Raw genomic sequence first — 16620 nt, 5'->3', positions numbered from 1 at the left:
CATGTCGCGCCTGAACCACACCTTGCGCCTGGGCCTGAAAGAACTGACCAGCCTGCGTCATGACAGTGTGCTGCTGCTGTTTCTGCTGTACGCCTTCAGCGTGGCGATCTACATGCCTGCGGCGGGCTCGGTGATCGGCGTGCACAACGCCAGCGTCGCCGTGGTGGATGAAGACCACAGCCAGCTTTCACGCAAACTCACCGAGTCGCTTCAGCCACCGGAGTTTCAGCCTGCGGTCCCCCTGCCCCCAGACCGCCTGGACCAGGCAATGGACAGTGGCCAGTACACCTTCGTGATCAATGTGCCGGTTAATTTCCAGAGCGACCTGCTGGCCGGGCGCTCGCCGGAGTTGCAGGTCAATGTCGATGCCACGGCCATGAGCCAGGCATTCATGGGGGCCGGCTACATTGGCCGGATCTTTGAACGTGAGCTGCTCGACTATGCCCAGCGCACCACGGCGCAGGCCCCGGTCCTGATCAACCCCAAGGCACTGTTCAACCCCAATCTGGAGGGCGGCTGGTTTCTGGCCGTGATCCAGATCGTCAACAACATCACGATCCTGGCGATCGTGCTCACGGGCACCGCGTTATTGCGTGAACGCGAACATGGCACACTCGATCACTTGCTGGTGCTGCCGCTGAGCGCGCTGGAAATCATGCTGGCGAAAATCGCCAGCAACGCGCTGGTGGTGGTGATCTGCACCTGGATTTCGCTCATCGTCGTGGTCAAGGGCGCCCTGGGTGTACCGCTGGCCGGGTCCATGGGGCTGTTCCTGGCTGTGACCGCACTGTACCTGTTTGCCAGTACCGCGCTGGGGATCTTCCTCGCCACCTTGGCGCGTTCGACGCCTCAATTCGGCCTGCTGGCGATCCCGGTCATCATCCCGATGCTGTTGCTGTCAGGCGGCAGCACGCCGCTGGACAGCATGCCGCAGTGGCTGCAATGGGTGATGCAGGCCTCGCCGTCGACGCATTTCGTCAGCCTCGGCGCCGCAATTTTATTCCGCGACGCCGGGTTTGCAGTGGTGTGGCCAGACATCCTGGCCCTGGCCGTGATCGGCCTGGTGTTCTTCAGCGTGGCGCTGGCGCGTTTTCGTCGCAGCCTCGCCTCCTGATCACTGCACGATCAGGTTGTTGAACAGCAGGTCCTCGACGATCGGCTTGCCCTCTTCCGACTCCATCACTTGCTGCACCTGCTTCAGCGCTTCCTGGCGCAGTTTTTCCTTGGCGTCGACGTTGCTGAGGTTATCCACACCCTGCTGGGTGAACAGCGCCACCAGCTGGTTGCGAATAAGCGGCTCGTGGTGCTTTACCGCCGCCGCCGCAGCGTCACCGGTCACGCGCAGGGCCACATCGGCCTTGTATACGCGCAGCCTCGGGCCACCGTCGAGCGCATAGTTACCAACGAAAGGCGGGCTCAGGCTAATGTAGGAGACCTTCTGCCCCCCGTCCTTGGCTTCCTCGGCCATCGCCGCCGCAGGCAGCATCAGGGCCAGCAACATCAAGATCCACGCTTTCACGAATTCGCTCCTCAATACAATTGGCGCCAGCTTACCCAGCACGCCGCTCAAACCCAAGCCCAGGCTTATGCCGGCCCATCAGGGTGGGCCATGCTCGTTGACCCGGCAGGCGACCCTCCTAAACTTATCGGCCACTACACGCAAAGGAATAGCCCCGATGAAAGCTGTGTTGTGCAAGACCCTAGGCCCGGCACGCGACCTGGTGCTGGAAGAGGTGGCCAGCCCGGTGCCGAAGAAGAATGAGATTCTGCTCGAGGTCCAGACAGCCGGGGTCAACTTCCCCGATACCTTGATCATCGAAGGCAAATACCAGTTCCAGCCGCCGCTACCGTTTTCGCCGGGTGCAGAGGCCGCCGGTGTAGTAGCTGCTGTCGGCGAAAAGGCGGGAGCGTTCAAGGTGGGCGACCGGGTGATGGCCCTGACCGGCTGGGGCGCGTTCGCCGAACAGGTTGCCGTACCGCACTACAACGTGCTGCCCATCCCCAGCAGCATGGATTTCACCACCGCAGCCGCCTTCGGCATGACCTATGGCACGTCCATGCACGCACTCAAGCAGCGCGGCCAGTTGCAGCCTGGAGAAACGCTGCTGGTACTGGGTGCCTCAGGCGGCGTTGGCCTGGCCGCAGTGGAAATTGGCAAGGCCATGGGCGCTAGAGTGATCGCCGCTGCCAGCAGCGCCGAAAAGCTGGCGGTGGCCAAGGCTGCGGGCGCGGACGAGCTGATCGACTACAGCCAAGCCAGCCTCAAGGACGAAATCAAGCGCCTGACGGGCGGCCAGGGCGTGAACGTGATCTACGACCCGGTCGGCGGCGAACTGTTCGAACAGGCCGTGCGCGGTCTGGCGTGGAATGGCCGGCTGCTGGTCGTGGGCTTTGCCAGCGGGGCCATACCGCAGGTGGCGGCGAACCTGTTGCTGCTCAAGGGCGCTGCGGTGCTGGGGGTATTCTGGGGGGCGTTCACCCAGCGTCAGCCGGAGGATAACGCAGCTAACTTCAGGCAGCTGTTTGCCTGGCACGCGCAGGGCAAGCTGAAGCCGCTGGTGTCGAAAACGTATCCACTGGCCGAGGCGGGGACAGCGATCGAGCAATTGGGCCAGCGCAGAGCCGTGGGCAAACTGGTGGTGCTGGCGAGGTAAGGCACCGTAACCGGGCTGCGTGCATGGCCTGTTCACGCCCACAGGTACTCCTGGCAGGGTGCCTGTGGGGTCAGCTTTATCCACAAAGGGTCGGCAATGCCAAGGGCCGACTCAGACCTCACGCAGGTTATGGCAGCGCCTGAACCGTGCTTCCAGGTTGCGATCCGGCATCTGGTGCGTGCGCAGCGCATTCAAGGTCTGCTCGACATAGTCGCGCGTGGTGCCATAACGCCCTTTGGCGCTGGCCAGGATCTGGCTCAGCAATGTGTCCGGCAGGTTGCCGGCATAGCACGGCAGATGCCGTTCCAGCACGAAGCCAAGCGCCTGTACTTTGCTGCCATCACCCAACCGGCAACTCAGCCAATGCGGTCGATAGGCCGGGTACGGCATCTCCCGCTGCCACAGGGCCATGAGCGAGTCATCGAGGTTGCTCTCATCCAGGCGGTAGGCGAACCCACTGCAGGAGCCACCACGGTCCAGGCCAAACACCAGCCCTGGGGTTTCCGGTGTGCCCCGGTGCTCGTGCGACCACAAGTAAAGCCCACGGTGATAGCCATGCACACGGGCACGTTGGCGTTCCACAGAGTTGCACTCCGGGCGCCAGATCAACGAACCATAGGCAAACAACCAAACGGGCCCACCCTCATGACGCGACATCGTCATTTGCATGGAGTTGAACAGTTGCTCGTGTGTCAGTTGCTGACCGAAGTCGAGTGATGGAGGATAAGCAACTTCCCAGGATAGACTTTCAAGTGCCGACATAAGCTGCCGCCATTATTCCCTGTGAACTACGGATGATGCGAGAGCCGCTTGCTGGCAGGGGCTGCGCCGCCGCGGGCCCTGCGCATGCACTAACCTTAGGATAGAAAGTGGCCAATGCTCAACCCCTCGCGCCTAAGTTTCACGCAAACTTCCGACGATTGGGGGAGATTGTTCCGAACACAGTGAAAGTTATTGGCCAAGGCGGTAACAATTACCGCCTTATACCCACTCGCTGAAACTTCGGTTATTAACCGCGGGGGGCGTAGGCGAACACATCGGCGCGCATGCGGTGGGGATCCATACCGGCCTCCACCAGGGCGTCGAGCGTGGCATAGACCATGTTCGGCGAACCACTGGCATAGACATGCGCCGCATTGAGGTCTTTCACGTCCTCGCAAACCGCCTCGTGCAGCATGCCGCAACGGCCCTCCCAGCCGCACAGGTCGCTGACCACCTTGTGCAGGAACAGATTGGGCAGGTGCTCCCATGCGTCCCAGTGCTCGATGGTGTAGAAGTCTTCAGGGCGGCGTACCCCCCAGTACAGGTGCACCGGATGCTTGAAACCCTGGGCACGGCAGTGTTCGACCAGGCTATGCATCTGGCCCATGCCTGTGCCGGCAGCTATCAGCACCAGCGGGCCATCAGGCAACTCGGCCAGGTGAGTGTCACCGAACGGCATTTCGATATGCGCCATGCCGTTGCGTTGCAATTGCGCCAGCAACTGCTGTGCACTCTCTTCACGCACCAGCACGTGCAGCTCCAGATCACGCCCGGAATGAGGGGCCGAGGCCAGCGAAAACGCGGCCGGCTTGCCGCCGTCGCGGTCGATCATCAAGTACTGCCCGGCGTGATAGCGTGGCGGCTTGCCCGCTGGCGCGCGCAGGCGCACCCGCCAAACGTCGCCACCGACTTCGACGCACTCGCTGACGGTGCAGGCCAGTTTGCGCACCGGCAGCTCGCCCGGGGCCAACACACCATCCCAGAGCAAAACGCAGTCCTCCAGCGGCTCGGCGATGCACGTGAACAGCTCGCCATGATCGCGAACCTCACCGTCCTGACGCACGCGCCCTTCGACCAACAACGCGGCGCAGACATGGCAATTGCCATTGCGGCAGCTGTTCGGGCAGTCATAGCCCAGCCGCCGTGCTCCATCCAGGATCCGTTCCCCGGGTTCGAGCGCCAGCACCGCCCCGGACGGCTGCAACGTTACCTGCATCAATCTATTCCCAACTGGTCCCACAGCTCATCGATACGGCGGGTGACGGCCTCGTCCTTGACGATGACCCGCCCCCATTCGCGTGTAGTCTCGCCCGGCCACTTGTGGGTGGCATCCAGGCCCATCTTCGACCCTAGCCCCGATACCGGCGACGCGAAGTCCAGGTAGTCGATCGGGGTGTTGTCGATCATCACCGTATCACGCTTGGGGTCCATGCGCGTGGTGATGGCCCAGATCACGTCGTTCCAGTCGCGGGCGTTGATATCGTCGTCGGTGACGATAACGAACTTGGTGTACATGAACTGTCGCAAGAACGACCACACACCCAGCATCACGCGCTTGGCGTGCCCTGGGTACTGCTTTTTCATGGTCACCACCGCCATGCGGTACGAGCAGCCTTCCGGCGGCAGGTAGAAATCGACGATTTCCGGGAATTGCTTTTGCAGGATCGGCACGAACACTTCGTTCAGCGCCACACCGAGGATCGCCGGCTCATCGGGCGGCCGCCCGGTGTAGGTGCTGTGGTAGATCGGTTTTTGCCGGTGGGTGATGCGCTCGACGGTGAACACCGGGAAGCTGTCCACTTCGTTGTAGTAGCCGGTGTGGTCGCCGTAGGGCCCCTCCGGCGCCATCTCGCCTGGGTGGATCACACCTTCGAGAATGATTTCGGCGGTGGCGGGTACCTGCAGGTTGCTGCCACGGCACTTCACCAGCTCGGTACGGTTACCGCGCAGCAACCCGGCAAAGGCGTATTCGGACAACGTATCCGGCACCGGTGTGACGGCACCCAAAATGGTGGCCGGGTCTGCGCCCAGGGCCACGGCGACCGGGAACGGCTGGCCCGGGTGCTTCTCGCACCACTCGCGATAATCCAGCGCACCGCCACGGTGGCTCAGCCAGCGCATGATGACCTTGTTGCGACCGATCACCTGCTGGCGGTAGATGCCGAGGTTCTGGCGGTCCTTGTTAGGGCCGCGAGTGACAGTCAGGCCCCAGGTGATCAACGGTGCCACGTCGCCTGGCCAGCAGTGCTGAATCGGTAACTGGCCCAGGTCGACGTCATCACCCTCGACGACCACCTCCTGGCACACCGCATCCTTGACCACTTTCGGCGCCATCGACACGACTTTCTTGAAGATAGGTAGCTTGGACCAGGCATCCTTCAAGCCTTTCGGCGGCTCCGGCTCCTTGAGGAAGGCCAGCAACTTGCCGATCTCGCGCAACTCATCGACCGACTCGGCGCCCATGCCCATGGCCACCCGCTCCGGGGTGCCGAACAGGTTGCCCAGTACCGGTATGTCGAAGCCCGTGGGCTTTTCGAACAGCAGCGCAGGGCCTTTGGCGCGCAGGGTGCGGTCGCAGACCTCGGTCATTTCCAGGACAGGGGAGATCGGAACCTGGATGCGCTTGAGTTCGCCGCGCTGCTCCAGGCCGCGGATGAAGTCGCGCAAATCGCGATACTGCATGCATGAGCCTCGTATTGGCCGTATCGGTCGGGGTGCAGAGTGTAGCGCCGAACGGCGTTCAATGGCCAAAAATGACTTGGGGCCGCTTCGCGCCCCATCCCTTGCAAACCAGCTCCCACAGGGATCGCAGAGGACCAGTGGGAGCCGGCTTGCCGGCGATGGGCTGCGAAGCAGCCCCAATCATTACTTACCGATCTAACCGCTTACTTGCGCTTCATCGACAGGAAGAACTCGTCGTTGGTCTTGGTCTGCTTGAGCTTGTCGACCAGGAACTCGATGGCGGCAATCTCGTCCATCGGGTGCAGCAGCTTGCGCAGGATCCACATGCGTTGCAGTTCGTCGTCGGCGGTCAGCAGCTCTTCACGGCGGGTACCGGAGCGGTTGATGTTGATCGCGGGGAACACACGCTTCTCGGCAATGCGACGGTCCAGCGGCAGCTCCATGTTGCCGGTGCCCTTGAACTCTTCGTAGATGACTTCGTCCATCTTCGAACCGGTTTCGACCAGCGCGGTAGCGATGATGGTCAGCGAACCGCCTTCTTCGATGTTACGGGCAGCGCCGAAGAAGCGCTTTGGCTTCTCGAGTGCATGGGCGTCGACACCACCGGTCAGGACCTTGCCGGAGCTCGGGATCACGGTGTTGTAGGCACGCGCCAGACGGGTGATGGAGTCGAGCAGGATGACCACATCCTTCTTGTGCTCAACCAGGCGCTTGGCCTTCTCGATCACCATCTCGGCAACCTGCACGTGACGGGTCGGCGGCTCGTCGAAGGTCGAGGCGACCACTTCGCCGCGCACGGTGCGCTGCATTTCGGTCACTTCTTCCGGGCGTTCGTCGATCAGCAGAACGATCAGGTGGCACTCGGGGTTGTTGCGGGTGATGTTGGCCGCGATGTTCTGCAGCATGATCGTTTTACCCGCTTTCGGCGGAGCGACGATCAGGCCACGCTGGCCCTTGCCGATCGGGGCGCAGAGGTCGATGACGCGGCCGGTAAGGTCTTCGGTGGAGCCGTTGCCGGCTTCCATCTTCAGGCGCTTGTTGGGGAACAGCGGCGTCAGGTTTTCGAACAGGATCTTGTTCTTCGCGTTTTCCGGGCGATCGAAGTTGATCGTGTCGACCTTCAGCAGGGCGAAGTAACGCTCCCCTTCCTTCGGCGGGCGGATCTTGCCGACGATGGTGTCGCCGGTACGCAGGTTGAAGCGGCGGATCTGGCTGGGCGAGACGTAGATGTCGTCAGGGCCGGCCAGGTAGGACGCATCAGCCGAACGCAGGAAACCGAAACCATCCTGGAGAATCTCCAGCACGCCGTCACCCGAGATCTCTTCGCCGCTTTTCGCGTGTTTCTTCAACAGGGCAAAAATCACGTCCTGCTTGCGCGAACGGGCCATGTTTTCGATGCCCATCTGTTCGGCCATTTCCAGCAGATCGGTAATCGGCTTTTGCTTGAGTTCAGTCAGGTTCATAAGGGGAGTGACGTAATCATGTAAGAAGGGAGAATTAAGCTTCTGGCTTAATGAAGCCGCGCCGCTAGATGGCGACAGGATCGCGTACTGATTCGAATTAGGGATGCGTCGGCGACGGCGTGCAGAGGGCACTGAAGAAGCAGTGCGAGGCCGAATGTAACACTTGCTTTTTTCGGCGTCTAGTGGATTGAAAAAGAAAAACCCCGGAATTTCCGGGGCTTTTTCACATCACAGGTGGGCGTCGAGGAACGCGGCCAACTGCGATTTGGACAGTGCGCCAACCTTGGTGGCCTCGACATTGCCGTTCTTGAACAGCATCAGGGTCGGGATACCACGCACGCCGTGCTTGGCCGGGGTTTCCTGGTTGTCGTCGATGTTCAGCTTGGCGACGGTCAGTTTGCCCTCGTAAGTGGAAGCGATGTCGTCCAGAACCGGAGCGATCATCTTGCATGGGCCGCACCATTCAGCCCAGTAGTCGACCAGCACCGGGCCTTGGGCTTGCAGGACTTCGGCCTCGAAGGTGGCGTCGGTGACGTGTTTGATCAGATCGCTGCTCATGGATATCTCCAGGGTCGTAAGCAAAAAACGTGGCCCATCATAGCCGCACCCACGCCCTACAGGAAGCCACGGGCGATTGAGTGTAACTATAGTTGTGCAAGACACCACGAATCGAAACTGTCATACAAGTGTCATAGCATCGAATGGCACATTGCCTTGCATCAAGCCTTGGCGTGCCGTGCGTTGGCGACAGCCTGCTAACGTGGCACGATTGCCAGGTTACCGACCGAGAACACTCAGATCATGCCGCATACCTCCGCGAAGAACCTGTCTCTGATCGCCGCCATAGACCTTGGCTCCAACAGTTTTCACATGGTCGTGGCCAAGGCTCACCACACTGAGATCCGCATTCTCGAGCGGCTCGGTGAAAAGGTTCAGCTGGCCGCCGGCATCGACGAAGACCGCAAGCTCAGTGAAGAGGCCATGGAGCGAGGCCTGGAATGCCTCAAGCGCTTTGCCCAACTGATCAACGGCATGCCGGCCGGCTCCGTGCGCATCGTGGGCACCAACGCCCTGCGTGAAGCGCGTAACCGCAACGACTTCATCCAGCGTGCCGAGGCCATCCTCGGTCACCCGGTCGAGGTCATTTCCGGCCGTGAAGAGGCCCGCCTGATCTACCTGGGCGTGTCCCATACGCTGGCCGACACTCCTGGCAAACGCCTGGTAGCCGACATCGGCGGCGGCAGCACCGAGTTCATCATCGGCCAACGCTTCGAGCCGCTGCTGCGCGAGAGCCTGCAGATGGGCTGCGTGAGCTTTACCCAGCGCTATTTCCGCGACGGCAAGATCACCCCGGCCCGCTATGCCCAGGCCTACACCGCCGCGCGCCTGGAACTGATGAGCATCGAGAATGCCCTGCACCGCCTGACCTGGGATGAAGCCATCGGCTCGTCCGGCACCATCCGCGCCATTGGCGCAGCGATCAAGGCCGGCGGCCTGGGCAATGGCGAGGTCAACGCAGAAGGCCTGGCCTGGGTCAAACGCAAGCTGTTCAAGCTGGGTGAGGTCGACAAGATCGACTTCGACGGCGTCAAGCCTGACCGCCGTACCATCTTCCCGGCTGGCCTGGCGATTCTCGAAGCGATCTTCGACGCGCTGGAACTGCAACGCATGGACCATTGCGACGGCGCGCTGCGTGAAGGCGTGCTGTTCGACCTGCTGGGCCGGCACCACCACGAAGACGTGCGTGAACGCACCCTCAATTCGCTGATGGAGCGTTACCACGTCGACCACGGGCAAGCCGCGCGCGTGGAGCGCAAGGCATTGCACGCCTTTGACCAAGTGGCCAACGCCTGGGACCTTGAAGATGGAAACTGGCGCGACCTGTTGGGATGGTCGGCGAAAATCCACGAAATCGGCCTGGATATCGCCCACTATCACTATCACAAGCACGGTGCGTACCTGATCGAGCACTCCGACCTTTCAGGTTTCTCGCGGGAAGATCAGCAGATGATGGCCCTGCTGGTGCGCGGTCATCGCCGCAACATCCCGAAGGACAAGTTCGCCGAACTGGGCGAGGAAGGGGTCAAGCTGTTGCGTCTGTGCGTACTGCTGCGTTTCGCAATCCTGTTCCATCACATCCGCGGCACCCAGCAGATGCCCAAGGTGCAGCTCAAGGCCGTCGACGACAGCCTGGACGTGGCCTTCCCCGAGGGCTGGCTGGAACAGAACCAGCTGACCCAGGCCGACTTCGCCAACGAGGCGGAGTGGCTGGCCCGGGTCGGCTTCGTCCTCAGCGTACGTTGAGGACCGGGTTGCTCAGGCGCTCCAGCAGGGTCGCCTGGGAACTGCGCGGGTTCTGGTTGCCGGTCGGGCTGCTGCGCACGTAGCGCCCGTCAGGCTGCAGCGTCCAGGCATGGGTGTTGTCGGTCAGGTACGCCTCCAGCTCCTTCTTCACCCGCAGCAACAGCTTCTTGCCTTCGACCGGGAAGCAGGTCTCGACCCGCTTGTCCAGGTTGCGCTCCATCCAGTCGGCACTGGACAGGTAGATTTGTTCTTCGCCGCCATTGAGGAAGTAGAACACCCGCGTGTGCTCCAGGAAGCGGCCGATGATGGAGCGCACCTGGATGTTGTGCGACACACCGGGAATGCCCGGGCGCAGGCAGCACATGCCGCGCACCACCAAGTCGATCTTCACGCCCGACTGGCTGGCCTTGTAGAGGGCCTTGATGACCTTGGCGTCGGTCAGCGAGTTGAACTTGGCAATGATGTGCGCGGGTTTACCTTCGAGGGCAAACTGCGTCTCCCGGGCAATCATGTCGAGCATGCCCTTCTTCAAGGTAAACGGCGCGTGCAGCAGTTTTTTCATGCGCAGCGTCTTGCCCATGCCGATCAGCTGGCTGAACAGTTTGCCGACGTCCTCAGTCAGGGCGTCGTCGGAGGTCAGCAGGCTGTAGTCGGTATACAGGCGGGCGTTGCCGGCGTGATAGTTGCCAGTGCCCAGGTGCGCGTAGCGCACGATCTCACCTTGTTCACGGCGCAGGATCAGCATCATCTTGGCGTGGGTCTTGAAGCCGACCACACCGTAGATCACCACCGCACCGGCAGCCTGTAGGCGGCTGGCCATCTGCAGGTTGGATTCTTCATCGAAGCGCGCCCGCAGCTCGATCACCGCAGTGACTTCCTTGCCGTTACGTGCCGCATCGACCAGGGCATCGACAATTTCCGAGTTGGCGCCGGAACGGTACAGCGTCTGGCGTACGGCGAGCACGTGCGGGTCCTTGGCGGCCTGGCGCAGCAGGTCGATCACTGGCGTGAAGGACTCGAACGGGTGCATCAGCAGGATGTCCTGCTTGCCGATCACGCTGAAGATGTTGTCGGCATTGACCAGCAGCTTGGGGATCGCCGGGGTGAACGGCGTGTATTGCAGTTCCGGGTGGCTGTCCAGGCCGGTGATGCTGAACAGGCGGGTCAGGTTGACCGGGCCATTGACCTGGTACAGCTCGCTCTCGCTCAGGCTGAACTGCTTGAGCAGGTAATCGGACAGGTGTTTCGGGCAGGTGTCGGCCACCTCCAGGCGCACTGCATCGCCGTAGCGGCGCGAGAACAGTTCGCCGCGCAAGGCGCGGGCAAGGTCATCGACCTCTTCGGAATCCAGCGCCAGGTCGGCGTTACGGGTCAGGCGGAACTGATAGCAACCCTTGACCTTCATGCCTTGGAACAGGTCGTCGGCATGGGCATGGATCATCGACGACAGGAACACGTAGTTGTCGCCTGGGCCGCCAACATCTTCCGGCACGCGAATGACCCGTGGCAGCAGGCGCGGCGCGGGAATGATCGCCAAGCCCGAGTCGCGGCCGAAGGCGTCGACACCTTCGAGCTCGACGATGAAGTTCAGGCTCTTGTTCACCAGCAGCGGGAACGGGTGGGTCGGGTCGAGGCCGATCGGGGTGATGATCGGCGCGATCTCGTCGCGGAAATAGCGGCGCACCCAGGTCTTGAGCTTCGGCGTCCAGTAGCGGCGACGGATGAAGCGGATGGCGTGTTTTTCCAGCTCAGGCAGCAGCACATCATTGAGGATCGCGTACTGGCGCTCTACTTCGATATGCACCAGCTCGCTGATGCGCGCCAGCGCCTGATGCGGCTGCAGGCCATCGGCGCCGGCCTGTTCACGGGCAAAATTGATCTGCTTCTTCAGGCCCGCCACGCGGATCTCGAAGAATTCATCCAGGTTGCTGGAGAAGATCAGCAGGAACTTCAGGCGCTCGAGCAGTGGATAGGACTCATCCAGCGCCTGCTCCAGCACGCGTATGTTGAACTGCAACTGCGACAGCTCGCGATGAATGTACAGGCTGCTGTCGTCCAGGCTTGGAATGGCAATGGCCGGTGCCGGCGCGGCCGCAGGGGCTGGCGTGGCAGCCTCTACCACCGGTTCCGGGGCTGCAGGCAAGTCTGGTGGGGTCTGCACAATCTCTTCAGGGACGGCCTGGGCGTCCTTGATCGCGACAGGGGTGAGCACTTCATTATTCATCTGGACGTTCCTGGAGGACGTTAACGCCCTATCATCAATTGAGCGGGACGATAAGCGGCCATTATGACGCCTGTGTTACACCCGCAGGCAACCCTACGACTTGTGGCCGCAGGCATTGTCCTCGTAGGAATTGTTCACGTCGAGACACATTTGGACACTTTCACGAATGCGCGCGAAGGGGTAGGCTGCGCGTTCATTTCGCCAGCACCTCAGAAAATGCTTCAACAATTCCTGCAGGATTTCGGCTACTTTGCCCTTTTTCTAGGCACCTTCTTCGAAGGCGAGACCATCCTGGTGCTTGCAGGATTTCTTGCGTTTCGCGGGTACATGGACATCAGCCTGGTGGTTATCGTGGCGTTCTTCGGCAGCTATGCCGGCGACCAGTTGTGGTACTTCATGGGCCGCCGCCACGGGCGCAAGATCCTTGCGCGCAAACCCCGCTGGCAAGCCATGGGCGACCGCGCCCTGGAGCATATTCGTCGCCATCCCGACATCTGGGTGCTGAGCTTTCGCTTCGTTTACGGCCTGCGCACGGTAATGCCCGTGGCCATCGGCCTGTCCGGCTACCCGCCACGCCGTTATCTGCTGCTCAACGGCATCGGCGCAGCCATCTGGGCGCTTGCCCTTGGCGCTGCCGCATACCACTTCGGCGCAATCCTCGAAGGTATGCTGGGCAACGTTAAGAAGTATGAGCTATGGGTGCTCGGTGCCCTGCTGTTGCTGGGTGTCCTGCTGTGGTTGCGCCGCCGCTTCCGCACACTGCGCGCGGAGCGCAAGGCGGCGGCACAGGGCCAAGGCCCAGAGGCTGAAACGGCTGTCAGCCACGAGCGGGAACCAGACAAAGGGCGCGATCAACGCTAAACCGAACGCGCCGGCCGTAGAGCGCTGGCACGTTCGACAGCGGGCGCCCACTCCAGGTGTACGGCCGCGCGCTGTTCTTCCAGCGCCCCCAACACCAGACGATCCCAGATAATGAACACGCCGCCGTCGTTACGATCCAAGTAGGCAGGATTCTAAGCAGGGTGGACGCCGTGGCTAGGTGCTGTGTCCAAGCCCCTTCGAGCCAGCCACGTCTGCCAAACTAGAGGACAGTTAGCGCCTCGAAACTGGAGTAATGAGCATGACAAAAAAAGTAGCGGTGATTCTTTCCGGCTGTGGCGTGTATGACGGTGCCGAAATCCATGAAAGCGTGATCACCCTGCTGCGCCTCGATCAGCGCGGCGCGCAGGTACAGTGCTTTGCGCCGAACATCGCGCAGATGCATGTGATCAATCACCTGACCGGCGAGCCGATGCCGGAGTCGCGCAATGTGCTGGTGGAATCGGCGCGTATCGCGCGTGGCGACGTGAAAGATATCCGTGAAGCCAAGGTCGAGGACTTCGATGCGCTGATCGTGCCGGGCGGTTTTGGCGCGGCCAAGAACCTGTCCAACTTTGCCGTGGAAGGCACCGAGTGCACCGTGCAACCAGACGTACTGGCCCTGGCCGAAGCCTTTGCCGAAGCCTGCAAACCGGTCGGCCTGATCTGCATCTCGCCGGCCCTCGCGGCAAAAATCTACGGGCCAGGCGTGCTGTGCACTATCGGTAACGATGCCGATACGGCGGCGGCAGTGGTCAAGATGGGTGGCACCCACCAGGAATGCGATGTGCATGACATCGTCGAAGATACCCAGCGCAAGCTGGTGACCACCCCGGCATACATGGTGGCCAAGTCGATCAGCGAGGCGGCTGGCGGGATCTACAAGCTGGTGGACCGCGTGTTGGAACTGGCCCACGAGGGTGACTGATCAGCCCTTGCTCAGGCGGGTCAGAATACGGTCCAGCGCATTGGCGAACGCCTGCTTCTCGCGTTCGCCATAAGGCGCCTGCCCGCCGCCAACCTGCCCCTGCTCACGTAGCTCAGTGAACAGGTTGCGCACTGCAAGCCGGTCACCCATGTTGCGTTCGTCGAACTCACGCCCGCGCGGGTCCAGTGCTGCGACGCCTTTCTTGATCAGCCGGTCGGCCAACGGTACGTCGCTGCAGATCACCAGTTCGCCGGGCAAAGCATGCTCGACCAGGTAGTCGTCGGCAGCGTCCATGCCGCTGGGCACCACGATCAACCGCACCACGGCGAAGGCGGGCTTGGCCACGGCCTGGCCGGCCACCATGATCACCTCAAGCTTGCGCTTGAGGGCGAATTTGACGATCAGGTCCTTGGCTGCCTTGGGGCAGGCGTCGGCGTCGATCCATATGCGCATGTAGCAATCTCTTCTGTCAGAGCCGGCCTCTTCGCGGGACAAGCCCGCTCCCACAGGAACACCTCTGAGCCTAAGGCCTGTGGGAGCGGGCTTGCCCCGCGAAGAGGCCAGCAGCATCAACACCTAAACGGCAGCCCGGCGCTTCTCAGCCAGGCGACTACGGCCATAGAGCACCAAAATAGCCAGCAACGCCACCGCCTGTGCCGCCAGCGAGTACGCATCGGCATGAATTCCCAGCCAGTCGAACTCGAAGAACGCCACCGGCCGCGTGCCCAGCACACCTGCTTCCTGCAGCGCCTTCACGCCGTGCCCGGCAAATACCACTGATAGCGCACACAGCAGCCCAGCGTTAATGCTGAAGAACAGCGACAGCGGCAATTTGGCCGAACCGCGCAAAATCACCCAGGCCAGGCCGACCAGCAGCACCAGTGCGGTGGCACCCCCGGCCAGTACCGCCTGGTGCCCTGCCGGGCCAGCCTGCAGCCACAGGGTTTCATAGAACAGGATCACTTCAAACAGCTCGCGGTACACCGAGAAGAACGCCAGCATGGCAAAGCCGAAGCGCCCGCCGCCGCTGACCAGGCTGCTCTTGATGTAATCCTGCCAGGCGGCTGCATGGCGACGGTCGTGCATCCACACGCCAAGCCACAGCACCATCACGGCAGCGAACAACGCCGTGCAACCCTCAAGCAGTTCTCGTTGGGCGCCACCGACGTCGATCACATAGGCCGCCAGGGCCCAGGTGCCGAAGCCGGCGACCAGCGCGAGCGCCCAACCGATGTTGACGCTGCGCACCGCCGATTGCTGGCCGGTGTTGCGCAGGAAGGCCAGGATCGCGGCCAGTACCAGAATCGCCTCAAGGCCTTCGCGCAACAGGATCAGCAGGCCGGAGATGTAACTCAACGACCAGCTCAGGCCATCGCTGCCGAGCAGTTTCGCCGCCTGATCAAGCTTGGCCTTGGCCTCGGCCAGACGTTGTTCGGCTTGAGCAACCGGCAGTCCATCCTGCAGCGCCTGGCGGTAGGCCATCAAGGTTTTCTCGGTGTCCTTGCGCGCCTGGGTGTCGATGTTGTCCAGCGAGCTTTCCACCAGCTCGAAGCCTTCCAGGTACGCCGCTACCGACAGGTCGTAGGCCTGGTCATGGTCGCCTGTACGGTAGGCCGCCAGGCTCTTGTCCAGGGTGCTGGCGGTGTAATCGAGCAACTGCGCCGGGCCACGTTTGACCTGCGGCGGCTGGGCACGCTGGGCGCGGAATGCCTCCACGGCGCCAGGGCCTTCGTTGGCGGCGACTTCTGCCGGGGTCTGGCGGGCCAGGTCGGCCAGGTTCCAGGTCTTGTCACCCTTTGCAGCCTGCGGGTCGGCGGTGAAACTGGCGATGTAGGCGGCCACGTCCCAGCGTTGGCGTTCATCGAGCTGGTCGGCGAACGACGGCATTTCAGTGCCATCAATGCCCAGGTTCAGGGTGTTGTAGAGGTCGAACAGGCTCAGTTGGTCGAGGCGTTCAGTGTTGCGCAGGTTGGCCGGGGCGGGTTCCAGACCGACGCCCGCCGGGCCATCGCCGGCCCCTGTGTCGCCGTGGCAGATCGAGCAGTTTTGCGTGTACAGCGAGGCGCCACGGGCCGGGTCCGGGGTAATCACCGGCGCCTGGCTGACCTCATAGGCCACAGCCAGACGTGCGCCCAGCTGTCGGGCCTGCTTGGCCACCGCGGCACCGTCCTGGCGCTGGTCGATGGCCTGGCGCAAGGCTTGTACGCCCTGCTCAAGGGCGTTTTGCTCCGCGTTTGCCGGCAGGCCTTTGACCAGATCGGCCAACACCGCGCTGAACTCCTGCTGCTCACGGTATTCGCCGTCGTCGATCACCTTGCCGTCACGTACGGTCGGCGGGTAGTCCGCGCCGATGTAATCGAGCAGGTGCAGGGCCTTGCCGGCCTCGGCAGGGGATTCGGCCAGCGCCAAGGTGCTGCACAGCGCCAGCAAAGGCCACAACAGCCAGGCAAGACGGAAACGGGTATTCATGGGCAATCTCGAAGGGAATGCGAAAGAGAACATTGTTCACTTCCACTCAGCTTCGCTCAAGGTTTGCGGGCGGATTTCATGAAAAATCTTGAGACAAAAACCCGGCGCGGGCTCCGCCCTCGATCGCCGGTGGGCGTGCTCCCCCAGTATTTTTACAGGCTTCAAGGGGGCGCTGTACTTGTGGGAGCCGGCTTGCCGGCGATGGGCGGCGCAGGCCTGAGGGCTGTCCAACAGACGCCGCAGGATAATTCGACACAGAATCAGAACTGAAGCATT

At 62.1% G+C, this 16620-nt stretch carries 15 protein-coding genes; 5 read left to right on the top strand and 10 right to left on the bottom strand.

Annotation, left to right across the window (positions count from 1 at the left end; genetic code table 11):
* Position 1: 1 nt before the first annotated feature.
* Positions 2-1114, top strand: coding sequence for an ABC transporter permease (locus APH34_RS19105; RefSeq protein ID WP_054902460.1), 1113 nt, complete (start codon positions 2-4; stop codon positions 1112-1114).
* Here the strand turns inward: APH34_RS19105 and APH34_RS19100 are convergent, their stop codons facing one another.
* On the bottom strand, positions 1115-1519 hold the full coding sequence (locus tag APH34_RS19100) for a flagellar basal body-associated protein FliL (RefSeq protein WP_054902459.1): 405 nt from the start codon (positions 1517-1519) through the stop codon (positions 1115-1117).
* Between the two features lie 157 nt (positions 1520-1676).
* Between APH34_RS19100 and APH34_RS19095 the strand changes: the two genes are divergently transcribed.
* A complete protein-coding gene (locus APH34_RS19095; protein ID WP_054902458.1) occupies positions 1677-2654 on the top strand; it encodes an NADPH:quinone oxidoreductase family protein in 978 nt (325 codons plus the stop codon).
* 111 nt (positions 2655-2765) lie between these two features.
* Here APH34_RS19095 and APH34_RS19090 read toward each other — a convergent pair whose 3' ends face one another.
* The 5 genes from APH34_RS19090 to trxA form a co-directional block, all read right to left on the bottom strand.
* Positions 2766-3416, bottom strand: a complete 651-nt coding sequence (locus APH34_RS19090; protein WP_054902457.1) for a gamma-glutamylcyclotransferase — start codon at positions 3414-3416, stop codon at positions 2766-2768.
* 247 nt (positions 3417-3663) lie between these two features.
* Positions 3664-4632, bottom strand: a complete 969-nt coding sequence (locus tag APH34_RS19085) for a CDP-6-deoxy-delta-3,4-glucoseen reductase (RefSeq protein WP_054902456.1) — start codon at positions 4630-4632, stop codon at positions 3664-3666.
* A complete protein-coding gene (ubiD, locus tag APH34_RS19080) occupies positions 4632-6098 on the bottom strand; it encodes a 4-hydroxy-3-polyprenylbenzoate decarboxylase (RefSeq protein ID WP_054902455.1) in 1467 nt (488 codons plus the stop codon). The genes APH34_RS19085 and ubiD overlap by 1 nt, the downstream gene beginning before the upstream one ends.
* Positions 6099-6301: 203 nt before the next feature.
* Positions 6302-7561, bottom strand: a complete 1260-nt coding sequence (rho, locus tag APH34_RS19075; RefSeq protein WP_003253661.1) for a transcription termination factor Rho — start codon at positions 7559-7561, stop codon at positions 6302-6304.
* A gap of 228 nt (positions 7562-7789) precedes the next feature.
* Positions 7790-8119, bottom strand: coding sequence for a thioredoxin TrxA (trxA, locus tag APH34_RS19070; protein ID WP_009684153.1), 330 nt, complete (start codon positions 8117-8119; stop codon positions 7790-7792).
* 243 nt (positions 8120-8362) lie between these two features.
* Between trxA and ppx the strand changes: the two genes are divergently transcribed.
* Complete coding sequence (gene ppx / locus APH34_RS19065) at positions 8363-9865, top strand: exopolyphosphatase (RefSeq protein WP_054902454.1); 1503 nt, start codon at positions 8363-8365, stop codon at positions 9863-9865.
* On the opposite strand, the gene ppk1 is transcribed toward ppx, so the two are convergent.
* Positions 9852-12089, bottom strand: coding sequence for a polyphosphate kinase 1 (ppk1, locus tag APH34_RS19060; protein ID WP_054902453.1), 2238 nt, complete (start codon positions 12087-12089; stop codon positions 9852-9854). The genes ppx and ppk1 overlap by 14 nt on opposite strands.
* Before the next feature lie 216 nt (positions 12090-12305).
* Between ppk1 and APH34_RS19055 the strand changes: the two genes are divergently transcribed.
* Positions 12306-12950 (top strand): DedA family protein, encoded by a 645-nt coding sequence (locus tag APH34_RS19055; protein ID WP_054902501.1) that lies wholly within the window; start codon positions 12306-12308, stop codon positions 12948-12950.
* Here the strand turns inward: APH34_RS19055 and APH34_RS29990 are convergent.
* Positions 12947-13069, bottom strand: a complete 123-nt coding sequence (locus APH34_RS29990) for a hypothetical protein (protein ID WP_256215742.1) — start codon at positions 13067-13069, stop codon at positions 12947-12949. The genes APH34_RS19055 and APH34_RS29990 overlap by 4 nt on opposite strands.
* 140 nt (positions 13070-13209) lie before the next feature.
* Between APH34_RS29990 and elbB the strand changes: the two genes are divergently transcribed.
* Positions 13210-13875, top strand: a complete 666-nt coding sequence (gene elbB, locus APH34_RS19050; RefSeq protein ID WP_054902452.1) for an isoprenoid biosynthesis glyoxalase ElbB — start codon at positions 13210-13212, stop codon at positions 13873-13875.
* Here the strand turns inward: elbB and APH34_RS19045 are convergent, their stop codons facing one another.
* Positions 13876-14328: a YaiI/YqxD family protein gene (locus APH34_RS19045; protein WP_054902451.1), complete on the bottom strand. Its 453-nt coding sequence runs from the start codon at positions 14326-14328 to the stop codon at positions 13876-13878. It lies immediately after the preceding gene.
* A 123-nt stretch (positions 14329-14451) separates the two neighbouring features.
* Entirely contained in the window at positions 14452-16377 is a 1926-nt protein-coding gene (locus tag APH34_RS19040) for an FTR1 family protein (RefSeq protein ID WP_054902450.1), read from the bottom strand.
* Between the last annotated feature and the right edge of the window lie 243 nt (positions 16378-16620).

It is taken from the genome of Pseudomonas sp. NBRC 111131 (assembly GCF_001320525.1).
Taxonomy (GTDB): Bacteria; Pseudomonadota; Gammaproteobacteria; order Pseudomonadales; family Pseudomonadaceae; genus Aquipseudomonas; species Aquipseudomonas ceruminis.
Note: the sequence above shows the minus strand (reverse complement) of the source record. Positions and strands in the feature narration are given on the sequence as shown.